Raw genomic sequence first — 14,198 nt, forward strand, 5'->3', positions numbered from 1 at the left:
AGCGCTGTGAGGCGTTGAGCTAACCAATACTAATTGCCCGTGAGGCTTGACCATATAACACCCAAGCAATTTGCGTCGAACGACCAGATTGCGGTGTTGTGAAGACACAGTAAGCCGAAGATTTGTACCTCACAAACATCACATACCCGATTCGCTGGAGTGTCTGAACAAGACCTTCTGGCAACAGAATTTCTTGACGACCATAGAGCATTGGAACCACCTGATCCCATCCCGAACTCAGTAGTGAAACGATGCATCGCCGATGGTAGTGTGGGGTTTCCCCATGTGAGAGTAGGTCATCGTCAAGATTAAATTCCGAAACCCCTATCTGCATCTGCAGGTAGGGGTTTTGTCTTTGTGGCCTGTTCTGCGCCAAGGCTGGCTCCTGCGCGGTTGTGCTCCCACAATTGGGGCAACGACACTAGAATAGGCCCCGACGTTTTTACTCAGAACCCTTCTATGCCCGACCCTGACGATCGCGATTCACTCGCAGGCTTGCCGCTGGATCAATTGGTGGCGTGCCACGAATGCGACCTGCTGCTGCGCAAGCCCGAGCTCAAGACGGATGAAAAAGCGCAATGCCCGCGCTGCGGCTATGAGTTGTACGCCCATCGGCACAATGTGGTCGAGCGCAGCCTGGCCCTGGTACTGGCGGCCTTGCTGCTCTACGTGCCGGCGAACTTTCTGCCGATCATGCAACTCCATCTGTTGGGCCAGAACTCCGATGACACGGTGTGGAGCGGTGTGATCGGCCTGTACAACAGCGGCATGGGTGGCGTGGCGGTGGTGGTGTTCCTGTGCAGCATGGCCATTCCACTGCTCAAGCTGCTGTGTCAGCTGGTCGTGTTGCTGACCATCCGCTTGAACAGGGGCCGCAGCTACGGCCTGCTTCTTTACCGTTTTTATCACCACATGCGCGACTGGGGCATGCTTGAGGTCTACCTCATGGGCGTACTGGTCGCCATCGTCAAGCTGGTGGATATGGCCGAACTCAGCCTAGGGCTTGGCTTGCTGTGTTTTGTTAGTTTGTTGCTGGTTCAGGTCTGGCTGGAAGTGGTGATGTCCCCCCACCAGATCTGGGTAGCCTTGTCGGGAGAAGATGTGCATGCGGGCGATTGACGCAGGAATACTGATCTGTACCGAGTGTCATGAGCTCAACCGCCAGGAGGCGGGCGCCAGCAGCCAGACCTGCACACGCTGCGGGGCGCTGGTGCATGCACGCCGGCCCAACAGCCTGGCCCGCACCTGGGCGCTGCTGATTACCGCGGCCATCCTGTACATACCGGCCAACGTGCTGCCGATCATGACGGTCAGCACCCTGGGGCAGGGCAGCCCCGACACCATCATGTCCGGCGTCATCACCCTGATGCAGCACGGCATGCTGCCGATCGCGGCCGTGGTGTTCATCGCCAGTATTCTGGTACCTACCTTCAAGCTGGTGGGCATCGCCCTGCTGCTGTATTCGGTGCAGCGCCACCAGCCGCTGTCGGCACGCCAGCGCATCGTGATGTATCGCTTCATCGAATTCATCGGCCGCTGGTCGATGCTGGATATCTTCGTCATCGCGATCCTGGTGGCGGTGGTGAATTTCGGCCGGATTGCCAGTGTCGAAGCCAACCTGGGGGCCGTCGCCTTTGCCAGTGTGGTGATTCTGACAATGCTTGCTGCAGTAACTTTCGATCCCCGACTGATTTGGGATAACACGGAGTCGGATGACGACCATGAGTGATTTGCCTACGGCTAAAACCCGCCCAGCTTCGAACTGGTCGGCCATCTGGATACTGCCCCTGATCGCATTGGTGATCGGTGGGTGGCTCGGCTGGCAGGCCTACCGTGAAGCGGGGGTGAACATCGAGGTACGCTTCGAGAGCGGCGAGGGTATCGTCGCCAACAAGACCGAGGTGGTCTACAAGGGCATGTCGGTGGGTAAGGTCAAGAGCCTGGTACTTGACGACAAAGGCCGCAACAAAGGTGTCATCGCCACCATCGAGATGAACCAGGTGGCCGAGGAGCACCTGCGCAAGAACACTCGCTTCTGGCTGGTCAAGCCAAATGTGAGCCTGGCCGGGATCACCGGGCTGGAGACGCTGGTATCAGGCAACTACATTGCCGTGAGCCCGGGGGATGGCGAGCCGAGCAAGCGTTTCAATGCGTTGAGCGAAGCACCGCCGATGTCCGACAGCGTGCCCGGCCTGCATCTGACCCTCAAGGCCGATCGCCTGGGGTCGCTCAACCGTGACAGCCCCGTGTTCTACAAGCAGATCCAGGTTGGCCGGGTGAAGAGCTACAAGCTCTCCGACGACCAGGGTACGGTCGAGATCAAGGTGTTCATCGAGCCGGGCTATGCCGACCTGGTGCGCAAGCACACGCGTTTCTGGAACGCCAGCGGCGTGAGCATCGATGCCAACCTGTCGGGCGTGAAGGTGCGCAGCGAGTCGCTGGCCAGCATCGTTGCCGGCGGTATCGCATTCGCTACCCCCGAGCACCGCAAGGACAGCCCGCCCACCGACCCGAACCTGCCGTTCCGTCTTTTCGAAGACTTCGACGCCGCCCAGGCGGGTATCCGGGTCAAGGTCAAGCTGAGCGACTTCGAGGGCCTGCAGGCGGGCCGTACGCCGGTCATGTACAAAGGTATACAGGTAGGTTCGCTGAAAGCCCTGAAGGTCGATGCCGACCTCTCCAGCGCCATGGCCGAGCTGACCCTGGACCCGCTGGCCGAGGACTACCTGGTCGAAGGCACCCAGTTCTGGGTGGTCAAGCCGTCGATCTCCCTGGCGGGTATCACCGGCCTGGAGGCGTTGGTAAAGGGCAACTACATTGCTATTCGCCCCGGCGACAAGGGCGCCTCGCCTCAGCGTGAATTCGAAGCCCGGGCCAAGGCCCCGCCCCTCGATCTGAAGGCGCCCGGCCTGCACCTTGTGCTGTTCAGCGACAACCTGGGCTCGCTCGAGGTTGGCAGCCCGATCCTGTATCGGCAGGTAAAGGTGGGTAGCGTGCAAAGCTACCAGTTCTCCAGGAAGCAGCAACGCCTGCTGATTGGCGTGCACATCGAGCCCGAGTACGCCAACCTGGTCAATGGTTCGACGCGTTTCTGGAACGCCAGCGGCATTACCCTGACTGGCGGCCTGTCGGGCATCCAGATCAAGAGCGAGTCGCTGCAGAGCCTGATGGCCGGTGGCATCGCCTTCGATACGCCGAAACAGAATGTACCGCTCAAGCGTCGTATCCCCACCTTCCGCCTGCTGGCCAACCAGGAAGCGGCGGATCGCAAGGGCACCAGCATCACCATCAAGGTGGACCGTGCGGACGGCCTCAAGGTCGGCACCCCCATACGCTTCAAGGGGCTGGATGTCGGCAAGGTCGAAGCGGTGGACCTGGCGGAGGACCTGCAATCGGTGACGCTCAAGGCGCAGATCACCGAGGTGCCCGAGCGTATTGCGCGTGTGGGCACGCAGTTCTGGGTAGTCAAGCCGGCGCTGGGTATCGTCAAGACGGCCAACCTGGAGACGCTGGTCACCGGTCAGTACCTTGAAGTGCAACCGGCGGCGAAGAATCAGGGCCCGCAGCGCAACTTCGTGGCCTTGCCCGAGCCACCGGACCTGACCGCTCGCGAGGCTGGCCTGCCGGTGGTGCTCAGCGCTGCTCGACGCGGGTCGATCAAGGTCGGTGTGCCGGTCACCTACCGTGAAGTGCCGGTGGGCAAGGTCACGGGGTACGAGCTGGGGCAGACAGCGGATCGCGTGCTGATCCATATCCTGATCGAGCCACGCTACGCCTCGCTCGTGCGCGGTGGCAGCCGTTTCTGGAACAGCAGTGGCTTCGGCTTCGATATCGGCCTGTTCAAGGGCGCTACGGTGCGTACCGAGTCGCTGGAGACCCTGATCGAGGGTGGCATTGCCTTCGCCACGCCAGACGGCGACAAGATGGGCAACGCAGCGTTGCCGCAGCAGACCTTTGCCCTGTTCGACAAGGCCGAGGACGAATGGCTGCAATGGGCGCCGAAGATCCCGCTCGGCAAGTAGGCAAGGCATAGCCCTTCGCCGACCAGGCCGTCTCCTGCAGGAGTCAGCCTGGTCGGCGAAGGGAGCGGCCCTGTCTTCCCGGCATCATCAAATCGCAGGCAATAAAAAACCGACCCTAGGGTCGGTTTTTTAACAAGCGTCGCTTAGGCAGCTGCAGCAATCTTCAGTGCCTTGATGTGGCCATTCAGACGGCCTTTATGGCGAGCAGCCTTGTTCTTGTGGATGATGCCTTTATCGGCCATGCGGTCGATAACTGGAACAGCCAGGATGTAAGCAGCTTGCGCTTTTTCGGCGTCTTTTGCGTCGATGGCCTTGACTACATTCTTGATGTAGGTGCGAACCATGGAACGCAGGCTGGCGTTGTGGCTGCGACGCTTCTCAGCCTGTTTTGCACGTTTTTTGGCGGAAGGTGAGTTGGCCACCGTCGAGCTCCTCGAAAGACTTGGTAAATAGCAAACAAAATAGGCCGCGAATCATGCCGATGAGTTGATCGGTTGTCAAGGGCGCTTGTTAGGTTCCGCTGAGCGGTCGATTCGCTGGAGGGGATGATTCCCTTCTGGCGCATGACCTGTAAACTCGGGAGTTTTGCTCTGTCTGCTTTGCGCGGCGGAGTATCGCATACTTGGATGCCGTTTAGGCCTCTCCTTCATCCATATGGCATGAAAATCTTTCGATGAATCTCCTCAAGTCCCTGGCTGCAGTCAGTTCCATCACCATGGTGTCGCGCGTGCTGGGCTTTGTCCGCGATACCATCCTGGCGCGCATCTTCGGCGCCGGTGTTGCCACCGACGCCTTTTTCATTGCCTTCAAGCTGCCCAACCTGCTGCGGCGAATCTTTGCCGAGGGGGCGTTTTCTCAGGCGTTCGTGCCGATCCTGGCCGAATACAAAAGCCAGCAGGGCGAGGAGGCGACCCGCACCTTCGTGGCCTATGTCGCCGGCCTGCTGACCCTGGTGCTGGCGGTGGTCACGGCGCTGGGGATCCTGGCCGCACCCTGGGTGGTGTGGGTCACCGCGCCGGGCTTCGTCGACAGCGCCGAGAAGTTCGAGCTGACCACCGACCTGCTGCGTGTGACCTTTCCTTATATATTGCTGATCTCGCTGTCGTCCCTGGCGGGCGCCATCCTCAACACCTGGAACCGTTTCTCGGTACCGGCCTTCGTGCCGACCCTGCTCAACGTCGCGATGATCTTCTTCGCGCTGTTCCTCACCCCGTACTTCGATCCGCCGGTGATGGCCCTGGGCTGGGCGGTACTGGCCGGCGGCCTGTTGCAGCTGCTGTACCAGCTGCCGCACCTCAAAAAGATCGGCATGCTCGTGCTGCCCCGCCTGAACCTGCGCGATACCGGGGTATGGCGCGTGCTCAAGCAGATGCTGCCTGCCATCCTCGGGGTGTCGGTAAGCCAGATCTCGCTGATCATCAACACCATCTTCGCCTCGTTTCTGGTGGCCGGCTCGGTGTCGTGGATGTACTACGCCGACCGCCTGATGGAGCTGCCCTCCGGGGTGCTGGGCGTGGCGCTGGGCACCATCCTGCTGCCGACCCTGGCCAAGACCTACGCCAGCAAGGATCGCCACGAGTATTCGCGCATCCTCGACTGGGGCCTGCGCCTGTGCTTCTTGCTGGTGTTGCCTTGCACCTTTGCCCTGGCAATTTTGTCCGAGCCACTGACGGTGGCCCTGTTCCAGTACGGCAAGTTCACCGCCTTCGATGCCGCCATGACCCAGCGCGCGCTGATCGCCTACTCGGTCGGCCTGCTCGGCATCATTCTGGTCAAGGTGCTCGCCCCTGGCTTCTATGCCCAGCAGAACATCCGTACACCGGTAAAGATCGCCATCTTCACCCTGGTGGCCACGCAACTGCTCAACCTGGTGTTCATCGGCTACCTGCAGCATGCCGGGCTGGCCCTGGCGATCAGTGTCGGCGCCTGCCTCAATGCCGGCCTGCTGTACTGGAAGCTGCGCCAGCAGAACCTGTTCGAGCCGCAGCCGGGCTGGACCGCCTACCTGCTCAAGTTGCTGGTGGCCGTACTGCTGATGGCCGGTGTGCTGGTGGCCGGCATGTGGTACATGCCTGCCTGGGAGCAGGGGCACATGCTCGAGCGGTTCCTGCGCCTGGGCGTACTGATTGGCGCAGGCGTGGTGACCTATTTCGGTTGCCTGTACCTGTTTGGTTTTCGTCCACGGGACTTCGCCCGCAAGGCGCTGCACTGATGGCCGGCGCGGGTCAGGCGTCGGTTTTGTGTTTTAGACGCCCTGGCATCGCGCTGCTGCCTGTCGTCGGCGGCCGGGTGTGGTTATAATCGACCACTTTATGAGCAAGAAGCGCGTTATGCAGCTGGTTCGAGGCCTTCACAACCTTCGCCCCGAGCATCGGGGCTGTGTTGCCACTATCGGCAACTTCGACGGTGTTCACCGCGGTCACCAGGCTATCCTGGCGCGTTTGCGTGAGCGCGCGGTAGCGCTGGGCGTACCCAGCTGCGTGGTGATTTTCGAGCCACAGCCGCGTGAGTACTTTGCACCGGACACCGCGCCTGCGCGCCTGGCCCGCCTGCACGACAAGGTCGCCCTGTTGGCCGCCGAAGGCATCGACCGGGTGCTGTGCCTGGCGTTCAACCAGCGCCTGTGCAAGCTCAGCGCCGCCGAATTCGTCGACACCATCCTGGTCGACGGCCTGGGCGTGCAGCACCTGGAGGTCGGTGACGACTTCCGGTTCGGCTGCGACCGGGTGGGTGACTTCACGTTCCTGCAGCAGGCCGGCCTGCGCCACGGCTTCACCGTGGAAGCGGCGCAAACCGTGGAGCTCGAGGGCCTGCGGGTCAGCAGCACGCAGGTGCGCGAAGCACTGGCGCGTGCCGACTTTGCCGTGGCCGAGCGTCTGCTGGGCCGCCCGTTCCGCATCCGCGGCCGGGTGCTGCATGGGCAGAAGCTGGCGCGCCAGCTGGGTTGGCCCACGGCCAACATACAACTCAAGCGTCATCGCGTACCGCTCACCGGGGTGTACCTGGTCAGCGTCGAACTCGATGGCCAGGCGTGGCCGGGTGTCGCCAACATCGGCGTGCGCCCCAGCGTTGCAGGTGATGGCCGCGCCCACCTGGAAGTGCATCTCCTGGATTTTGCCGGCGATCTGTATGGCCGGCGTCTCACGGTGGAATTCCACCACAAGCTGCGCGATGAGCAGCGATTCGCCTCCCTGGAGGCGCTGAAGTCGGCGATCGATGCGGATATCGCCGCCGCACGTGCCCATTGGCACGGTCAACCGCTAACGAAGAGCCTGAAATGACCGACTATAAAGCCACGCTAAACCTTCCGGACACCGCCTTCCCGATGAAGGCCGGCCTGCCACAGCGCGAACCGCAGATCCTGCAGCGCTGGGACAGCATTGGCCTGTACCAGAAGCTGCGCGAAATTGGCAAGGATCGTCCGAAGTTCGTGCTGCACGACGGCCCGCCCTACGCCAACGGCAAGATCCACATCGGTCACGCGCTCAACAAGATTCTCAAGGACATGATCTCGCGGTCCAAGACCCTGGCCGGCTACGATGCGCCGTACGTGCCGGGTTGGGACTGCCATGGCCTGCCGATCGAGCACAAGGTCGAAGTGACCCACGGCAAGCACCTCACTGCGGACAAGACCCGCGAGCTGTGCCGTGCCTACGCGGCCGAGCAGATCGAAGGGCAGAAGAAGGAATTCATCCGCCTGGGCGTGCTGGGTGACTGGGACAACCCCTACAAGACCATGGACTTCGCCAACGAAGCCGGCGAAATCCGCGCCCTGGCCGAAATGGTCAAGCACGGTTTCGTGTTCAAGGGCCTCAAGCCCGTGAACTGGTGCTTCGATTGCGGTTCGGCCCTGGCCGAAGCCGAGGTCGAATACGCCGATAAGAAGTCCCAGACCATCGACGTGGCCTTCAACGTGGCCGACGAAGCGCGGCTGGCCCAGGCCTTCGGCCTGTCGTCGCTGGCCAAGCCCGCCGCCATCGTGATCTGGACCACCACCCCGTGGACCATCCCCGCCAACCAGGCGCTGAACGTGCACCCCGAGTTCAGCTATGCCCTGGTGGACGTCGGCGACAAGCTGCTGGTGCTGGCCGAAGAGCTGGTCGAAGCCTGCCTCAAGCGCTACTCGCTGGAAGGTTCGGTGATCGCCACCGCGCCGGGCTCTGCACTGGAGCTGATCAACTTCCGTCACCCTCTGTACGATCGCCTGTCGCCGGTCTACCTGGCCGAGTACGTCGAGCTGGGCGCCGGTACCGGCGTGGTCCACTCGGCCCCGGCCTACGGTGAAGACGACTTCGTGACCTGCAAGCGCTACGGCATGGTCAACGACGACATCCTCACCCCGGTGCAGAGCAACGGCGTGTACGTCGACTCGCTGGAATTCTTCGGTGGCCAGTTCATCTGGAAAGCCAACCCGCACATCGTCGACAAGCTCGCCGAAGTGGGCGCGCTGATGTTCACCGACACCATCAGCCACAGCTACATGCACTGCTGGCGCCACAAGACTCCGCTGATCTACCGCGCCACCGCGCAGTGGTTCGTGGGCATGGACAAGCAGCCTGACAGCGGCGAAACCCTGCGCAAGCGCGCCCTCAACGCCATCGAAGAAACCAAGTTCGTGCCGGCCTGGGGCCAGGCGCGCCTGCATTCGATGATCGCCAACCGCCCGGACTGGTGCATCTCGCGTCAGCGCAACTGGGGTGTGCCGATCCCGTTCTTCCTGCACAAGCAGACCGGTGAACTGCACCCGCGCACCGTCGAACTGATGGAGCAGGTGGCCCAGCGCGTCGAGCTCGAGGGCATCGAAGCCTGGTTCAAGATGGACGCCGCCGAACTGCTCGGTGACGAAGCCGGCCAGTACGACAAGATCGCCGACACCCTGGACGTGTGGTTCGACTCCGGTACCACCCACTGGCACGTGCTGCGTGGCTCGCACAACATCGGCCACGAAAGCGGCCCGCGCGCCGACCTGTACCTGGAAGGTTCCGACCAGCACCGCGGCTGGTTCCACTCCTCGCTGCTCACCGGCTGCGCCATCGACGGCCATGCCCCGTACCGCGAGCTGCTGACCCACGGCTTCACCGTGGACGAGAACGGCCGCAAGATGTCCAAGTCGCTAGGCAACACCATCGAGCCGCAGAAGGTCAACGACACCCTGGGTGCCGACATCATGCGCCTGTGGGTATCGGCCACCGACTACTCCGGCGAGATGGCGGTTTCCGACCAGATCCTGCAGCGCAGCGCCGACGCCTACCGGCGCATCCGCAACACCGCGCGCTTCCTGCTCTCCAACCTGTCCGGCTTCGACCCGGCCCGCGACCTGCTGCCGGCCGACGACATGCTGGCGCTGGACCGCTGGGCGGTCGACCGTACCCTGCTGCTGCAGCGCGAGCTGGAAGAGCACTACGGCGAGTACCGTTTCTGGAACGTCTACTCCAAGATCCACAACTTCTGCGTGCAGGAGCTGGGCGGTTTCTACCTCGACATCATCAAGGACCGCCAGTACACCACCGGCGCCAACAGTGTCGCGCGCCGCTCGTGCCAGACCGCGCTGTACCACATCAGCGAAGCGCTGGTGCGCTGGATCGCACCGATCCTGGCGTTCACCGCCGACGAGCTGTGGCAGTACCTGCCGGGCGAGCGCAACGAGTCGGTCATGCTCAACACCTGGTACCAGGGCCTGACCGAGCTGCCGGAAGGCATCGAGCTGGACCGCGCCTACTGGGACCGCGTGATGGCCGTCAAGGCTGCGGTCAACAAGGAGCTGGAGAACCAGCGTGCGGCCAAGGCCATCGGCGGCAACCTGCAAGCCGAAGTCACCCTGTTCGCCGACGAGGCCCTGAGCACCGACCTGAACAAGCTGGGCAACGAACTGCGGTTCGTGCTGATCACCTCGGCAGCCAGCGTGGCGCCGTTCGTCGAAGCCCCGGCCGATGCCGTGGTTACCGAAGTGGCCGGCCTCAAGCTCAAGGTGGTCAAGTCGGGTCACGCCAAGTGCGGCCGTTGCTGGCACTTCCGCGCCGACGTGGGCGTGAACCCGGAGCATCCGGAAATCTGCGGTCGTTGCGTCGACAACATCAGCGGCAAAGGTGAGGTGCGTCACTATGCCTAACCCCAACGTGGGGCGCTTCGGGCGCCTCGCCTGGCTGTGGCTGAGCCTGCTGGTACTGGTCCTGGACCAGGCCAGCAAGCACTACTTCGAAGGTGCGCTGAGCCTGTACCAGCAGATCGTGGTCATCCCCGACTACTTCAGCTGGACCTTGGCCTACAACACCGGTGCGGCCTTCAGCTTCCTGGCCGACAGTTCCGGCTGGCAGCGCTGGCTGTTCGCCCTGATCGCCCTGGTGGTCAGTGCGGTGCTGGTGGTGTGGCTCAAGCGCCTGGGCCGCGACGACACCTGGCTGGCCGTTGCGTTGGCCCTGGTGCTGGGCGGTGCGCTGGGCAACCTGTACGACCGCATCGTGCTCGGCCACGTGGTCGACTTCATCCTCGTGCACTGGCAGAACCGCTGGTACTTCCCGGCCTTCAACCTGGCCGACAGCGCCATCAGCGTGGGCGCCGTGATGCTGGCGCTGGATATGTTCAAGAGCAAAAAGTCCGGAGAACCCGTCCATGACTGATACCCGTATCGGCCAGAACACCGAAGTCACCCTGCACTTCGCGCTGCACCTGGAAAACGGTGATACTGTCGACAGCACCTTCGAGAAAGCTCCGGCGGTGTTCAAGGTCGGCGACGGCAACCTGCTGCCGGGCTTCGAAGCCGCTATCTTCGGCTTCAAGGCCGGCGACAAGCGCACCGTCAGCGTGGCACCGGAGAATGCCTTCGGTCAGCCGAACCCGCAGAACGTGCAGATCATTCCCCGCTCGCAGTTCCAGGACATGGAGTTGTCCGAGGGCCTGCTGGTGATTTTCAACGACGCGGCCAACGCCGAGTTGCCCGGCGTGGTGAAGGCGTTCGATGACGCGCAGGTGACCATCGACTTCAACCACCCGCTGGCCGGCAAGACCCTGAACTTCGAGGTGGAAATCCTCGCAGTCAAGGCCCTTTGAGCCAGGAGTCAGCCATGCAGATCAAACTCGCCAACCCACGCGGCTTCTGCGCCGGCGTGGACCGGGCGATCGAAATCGTCAATCGCGCCCTCGAGGTGTTCGGCCCGCCGATCTATGTGCGTCACGAAGTGGTGCACAACAAGTTCGTGGTCGAAGACCTGCGCGCGCGCGGGGCAATCTTCGTCGAAGAGCTCGACCAGGTGCCCAATGACGTCATCGTCATCTTCAGTGCTCACGGCGTTTCCCAGGCCGTGCGCCAGGAGGCGGCGGGGCGCGGCCTCAAGGTCTTCGACGCGACCTGCCCGCTGGTGACCAAGGTGCACATCGAGGTGGCCAAGTACAGTCGCGATGGCAAGGAATGCATCCTGATCGGCCACGAAGGGCACCCCGAGGTCGAAGGCACCATGGGCCAGTACGACGCCAGCAATGGCGGTTCGATCTACCTGGTCGAAGACGAAGAGGATGTCGCCAACCTGCAGGTTCGTGACCCCGAACGCCTGGCCTTCGTGACCCAGACCACCCTGTCGATGGACGACACCAGCCGCGTCATCGATGCGCTGCGCACGCGCTTCCCCAGCATTGGCGGGCCGCGCAAGGACGACATCTGCTACGCCACCCAGAACCGCCAGGATGCGGTCAAGCAACTGGCTGACGAGTGCGACGTGGTACTGGTGGTGGGCAGCCCGAACAGCTCCAACTCCAACCGCCTGCGTGAGCTGGCCGAGCGCATGGCCACCCCGGCCTACCTGATCGACGGTGCAGAAGACATGCAGCGCAGCTGGTTCGACGGTGTCGAGCGTATCGGCATCACCGCCGGCGCCTCCGCCCCCGAAGTGCTGGTGCGTGGCGTGATCGCGCAGTTGCAGGAGTGGGGCGCCACAGGTGCCGACGAGCTCGATGGTCGCGAAGAGAATGTAACGTTCTCGATGCCCAAGGAGCTGAGGGTGCGTTCACTGATCTGACCCGGCGGCCGCGCACAGCGGCTGATCGGTGGCGAGGTGGCGCAGGCTGACCCGCCCGGTGCGTGACAGCACCACCTGATGCAGGCTCCGGGTTCCGGGACTTTCGCACACGTGCAGGGTCCCGGCCTGGAACGCACCGCCCGCCTGCAGCGGTACCCCCAGCCCGCTGAAATGCACCTGCCGCGCCAGCGGCTGATTGCCCACCACACGAACCTTCCCGCTGGCACGGTACTCGTGCAGCAAGCCTTCATCGTCGGCGCTCATTCGCCATCCCTTGCTCCAGTCGCCCTCCAGGGCCGTCAGGCTGACTCGCTGATTGCGCAGCAGGGCTTCGCTGCGGGCGCTGCGCAAGGCCTGGGCAAGGTTCTGCGCGCTGGCCTCGCGCTGTAGGCTCACGCTCATGGCGCTGTAGGCCGGCAGCCCTAACTGCGTCAGCGCCGCGATCAGCCCCAGCGCATACATCATTTGTATCAGTGTTACGCCCTGTTGCCCCATCGTGCATCCCTCCCTGGAAGTGCTTCTCTTTAGATTCAGTGCCGCTCGGTTGGGCGTCCAGTCGGCCGGGTAGGCAATCACATGGGGAAATTTCGCAGGAGGCGAACATGGCCAGGAGGCTGCAGCAGGGCATGACCCTGATCGAAGTGATGGTGGCGCTGCTGGTGCTGTCACTGGGGGTAATGGCGGCGGCTGCGCTGCAAGGGCGGGCGTTGCACGGCACCGACGGCGCGCTGCGTACCACCCAGGCGCTGTACCTGGCCCAAGCCCTGCTCGAAGGCGCGCGCGCTGCGGGCGGGCTGACGGGCGGGGAGGCCCGCGCCTTGCAACGCGAGCTGGTAAAGGTGGCCGGCGCGTCCGCGCAGGCACAGGTGCGCCAGGCGGGCAATGGGCTCGCACTCGACCTGCACTGGCAGGGCGGTGGCCTTGCTGTGCAGGGGCAGGTGGGACCATGAGGCGCGACACCGGTTTCGGCCTTGTCGAGGCGCTGCTGGCGTTGAGCCTGGGCGTGCTGCTGGTGCTGGCCGGCAGTCGCCTGTTCATCGGTGCGCTGCAGGGTTGGCAGGCGCAGGGCGCACTTGCGCAGTTGCAGGAGGATGCGCGCTTTGCGCTGCAGCGCATGGCCCGTGACATCCGCATGGCCGGCGCATTCGGCTGCCTGCGGCGCGAGGCAATCAGCTTTGCTGACCCTGCCATTGCCGCGACATTTGCCCTGCCGATCAGTGTCAGCCTCGAGCCTGACGGCACCCTGCGCAGCCTGAGCCTGGTTGGCGTGCAGGGTGGGGAGGCCGGTGGCCCGCCCAACTGGACGCTGCTCACCGACTGCCTGAGCACCGCCCAGGTGCAGGCAGGCGAGCGGTTGCCCGGGCCACACCAGTTCGCCTTGCCGGTTCGTCAGCAGGTGTACCGCCTGGTGGACGGGCAACTGCTGCTCGCCAGTGGGGGCAGCCACGCGGTGCTGATCGAACATGTCAGCCGGCTGCAGGTTGACCTGGGCGTGGCGGGCGAGGGCGGTGAGCTGGCCTGGATGACGGCGGTGCCCGACCCTTCGCGCATTCGCAGCATCCGCCTGCGCCTGACCCTGGACCACCCCGCTGAACGGGTGCGCGCGCAAACCTATCAGATGGTCGCCGCCGTGCGTAACCGCCTGCCATGAAGCTGCAACGGGGCATGGCGCTGCTGGTGTGCCTGGTGCTGATGCTGCTGTGCGGCCTGCTGGGTGTTTCGGTGCTGCACAGTGCCGCCTTGCAGGCACGCATGGCCGGCAACCTGGTGATGGCATTGCAGGCGTTCGAAGCGGCGGAAGCCACGTTGCGGCTCGCCGAGGCCCGTGTGCTGGCGGGGCTTGAGCCACCGGGCCCGTGCGTGTACTGCCTGCCGCCGCCGGAGGCACCCAGGGTACGCGCCGCCGGTGTGCAGGGCGGGGCGGGGCCAAGCTCCGGGCTGGGCTGGCAGGCGCAAGGGCCTGGCTTCTTCCTGGTACAGAACCTGGGCCGCAGCTCGCGCCCCGCGCGGCTGCCGGACGGCCTTGAGGTGCAGCTGCTTCGGGTGACTGCCGTGGGGCGTCAGCAGCAGGCGCGGGTGGTGCTGGAGAGCGTGCTGGCGCAGCCAGTGGTGTCGGCTGAGTGGTCGGCGCAACGTATCTTGTGGCGGCAGATCCACTAGGGGCGCA

At 63.7% G+C, this 14,198-nt stretch carries 14 protein-coding genes and 1 rRNA gene; 13 read left to right on the plus strand and 2 right to left on the minus strand.

The features are described 5' to 3' along the window. The first annotated feature begins 192 nt into the window (after positions 1 to 192). The 4 genes from rrf (at position 193) to JZZ72_RS23835 (ending at position 4,022) form a co-directional block, all read left to right on the plus strand. Positions 193 to 308, plus strand: a 5S ribosomal RNA gene (gene rrf / locus JZZ72_RS23820). A gap of 151 nt (positions 309 to 459) precedes the next feature. After that, complete coding sequence (locus JZZ72_RS23825) at positions 460 to 1,119, plus strand: paraquat-inducible protein A (RefSeq protein WP_043860301.1); 660 nt, start codon at positions 460 to 462, stop codon at positions 1,117 to 1,119. Further along, positions 1,106 to 1,729, plus strand: a complete 624-nt coding sequence (locus tag JZZ72_RS23830; RefSeq protein ID WP_104572943.1) for a paraquat-inducible protein A — start codon at positions 1,106 to 1,108, stop codon at positions 1,727 to 1,729. The genes JZZ72_RS23825 and JZZ72_RS23830 overlap by 14 nt, the downstream gene beginning before the upstream one ends. Continuing rightward, entirely contained in the window at positions 1,722 to 4,022 is a 2,301-nt protein-coding gene (locus JZZ72_RS23835; RefSeq protein ID WP_078479466.1) for a PqiB family protein, read from the plus strand. Before JZZ72_RS23830 ends, JZZ72_RS23835 begins: the two co-directional genes overlap by 8 nt. Before the next feature lie 143 nt (positions 4,023 to 4,165). On the opposite strand, the gene rpsT is transcribed toward JZZ72_RS23835, so the two are convergent. Further along, positions 4,166 to 4,444, minus strand: coding sequence for a 30S ribosomal protein S20 (gene rpsT / locus JZZ72_RS23840; RefSeq protein WP_043860304.1), 279 nt, complete (start codon positions 4,442 to 4,444; stop codon positions 4,166 to 4,168). A 251-nt stretch (positions 4,445 to 4,695) separates the two neighbouring features. Here rpsT and murJ point away from each other — a divergent pair, with 251 nt between their 5' ends. The 6 genes from murJ to ispH all read left to right on the plus strand — a co-directional run bounded on the left by murJ (position 4,696) and on the right by ispH (position 12,031). Further along, complete coding sequence (gene murJ / locus JZZ72_RS23845; RefSeq protein WP_043860305.1) at positions 4,696 to 6,234, plus strand: murein biosynthesis integral membrane protein MurJ; 1,539 nt, start codon at positions 4,696 to 4,698, stop codon at positions 6,232 to 6,234. Positions 6,235 to 6,352: 118 nt separating this feature from the next. Continuing rightward, a complete protein-coding gene (gene ribF / locus JZZ72_RS23850; protein WP_054914919.1) occupies positions 6,353 to 7,303 on the plus strand; it encodes a bifunctional riboflavin kinase/FAD synthetase in 951 nt (316 codons plus the stop codon). Further along, a complete protein-coding gene (gene ileS / locus JZZ72_RS23855) occupies positions 7,300 to 10,131 on the plus strand; it encodes an isoleucine--tRNA ligase (protein WP_043860307.1) in 2,832 nt (943 codons plus the stop codon). Before ribF ends, ileS begins: the two co-directional genes overlap by 4 nt. Next, a complete protein-coding gene (lspA, locus tag JZZ72_RS23860; protein ID WP_043860308.1) occupies positions 10,124 to 10,639 on the plus strand; it encodes a signal peptidase II in 516 nt (171 codons plus the stop codon). Before ileS ends, lspA begins: the two co-directional genes overlap by 8 nt. After that, a complete protein-coding gene (fkpB, locus tag JZZ72_RS23865) occupies positions 10,632 to 11,069 on the plus strand; it encodes an FKBP-type peptidyl-prolyl cis-trans isomerase (RefSeq protein ID WP_054914918.1) in 438 nt (145 codons plus the stop codon). The genes lspA and fkpB overlap by 8 nt, the downstream gene beginning before the upstream one ends. 14 nt (positions 11,070 to 11,083) lie before the next feature. Then, entirely contained in the window at positions 11,084 to 12,031 is a 948-nt protein-coding gene (ispH, locus tag JZZ72_RS23870; RefSeq protein WP_043860310.1) for a 4-hydroxy-3-methylbut-2-enyl diphosphate reductase, read from the plus strand. On the opposite strand, the gene JZZ72_RS23875 is transcribed toward ispH, so the two are convergent. Then, on the minus strand, positions 12,020 to 12,496 hold the full coding sequence (locus tag JZZ72_RS23875; protein WP_229589858.1) for a GspH/FimT family pseudopilin: 477 nt from the start codon (positions 12,494 to 12,496) through the stop codon (positions 12,020 to 12,022). The two genes, ispH and JZZ72_RS23875, sit on opposite strands and share 12 nt — an antisense overlap. A gap of 137 nt (positions 12,497 to 12,633) precedes the next feature. Between JZZ72_RS23875 and pilV the strand changes: the two genes are divergently transcribed. From pilV to JZZ72_RS23890, 3 genes are read left to right on the plus strand one after another with little or no spacing between them, the layout of a single operon-like run. Further along, positions 12,634 to 12,981 (plus strand): type IV pilus modification protein PilV, encoded by a 348-nt coding sequence (gene pilV / locus JZZ72_RS23880; protein WP_058540800.1) that lies wholly within the window; start codon positions 12,634 to 12,636, stop codon positions 12,979 to 12,981. Continuing rightward, entirely contained in the window at positions 12,978 to 13,682 is a 705-nt protein-coding gene (locus JZZ72_RS23885; protein ID WP_210015264.1) for a PilW family protein, read from the plus strand. Before pilV ends, JZZ72_RS23885 begins: the two co-directional genes overlap by 4 nt. Then, positions 13,679 to 14,191, plus strand: a complete 513-nt coding sequence (locus tag JZZ72_RS23890) for a pilus assembly PilX family protein (protein ID WP_210015265.1) — start codon at positions 13,679 to 13,681, stop codon at positions 14,189 to 14,191. Before JZZ72_RS23885 ends, JZZ72_RS23890 begins: the two co-directional genes overlap by 4 nt. Positions 14,192 to 14,198 lie beyond the last annotated feature (7 nt).

It is taken from the genome of Pseudomonas palmensis, assembly GCF_017848315.1.
GTDB lineage: Bacteria > Pseudomonadota > Gammaproteobacteria > Pseudomonadales > Pseudomonadaceae > Aquipseudomonas > Aquipseudomonas palmensis.

Coding starts and splice junctions, on each gene's coding strand:
- JZZ72_RS23825 (WP_043860301.1), top strand. CDS start 460: ATGCCCGACCCTGACGATCGCGATTCACTCGCAGGCTTGCCGCTGGAT.
- JZZ72_RS23830 (WP_104572943.1), top strand. CDS start 1,106: ATGCGGGCGATTGACGCAGGAATACTGATCTGTACCGAGTGTCATGAG.
- JZZ72_RS23835 (WP_078479466.1), top strand. CDS start 1,722: ATGAGTGATTTGCCTACGGCTAAAACCCGCCCAGCTTCGAACTGGTCG.
- murJ (WP_043860305.1), top strand. CDS start 4,696: ATGAATCTCCTCAAGTCCCTGGCTGCAGTCAGTTCCATCACCATGGTG.
- ribF (WP_054914919.1), top strand. CDS start 6,353: ATGCAGCTGGTTCGAGGCCTTCACAACCTTCGCCCCGAGCATCGGGGC.
- ileS (WP_043860307.1), top strand. CDS start 7,300: ATGACCGACTATAAAGCCACGCTAAACCTTCCGGACACCGCCTTCCCG.
- lspA (WP_043860308.1), top strand. CDS start 10,124: ATGCCTAACCCCAACGTGGGGCGCTTCGGGCGCCTCGCCTGGCTGTGG.
- fkpB (WP_054914918.1), top strand. CDS start 10,632: ATGACTGATACCCGTATCGGCCAGAACACCGAAGTCACCCTGCACTTC.
- ispH (WP_043860310.1), top strand. CDS start 11,084: ATGCAGATCAAACTCGCCAACCCACGCGGCTTCTGCGCCGGCGTGGAC.
- JZZ72_RS23875 (WP_229589858.1), bottom strand. CDS start 12,496: ATGATGTATGCGCTGGGGCTGATCGCGGCGCTGACGCAGTTAGGGCTG.
- pilV (WP_058540800.1), top strand. CDS start 12,634: ATGGCCAGGAGGCTGCAGCAGGGCATGACCCTGATCGAAGTGATGGTG.
- JZZ72_RS23885 (WP_210015264.1), top strand. CDS start 12,978: ATGAGGCGCGACACCGGTTTCGGCCTTGTCGAGGCGCTGCTGGCGTTG.
- JZZ72_RS23890 (WP_210015265.1), top strand. CDS start 13,679: ATGAAGCTGCAACGGGGCATGGCGCTGCTGGTGTGCCTGGTGCTGATG.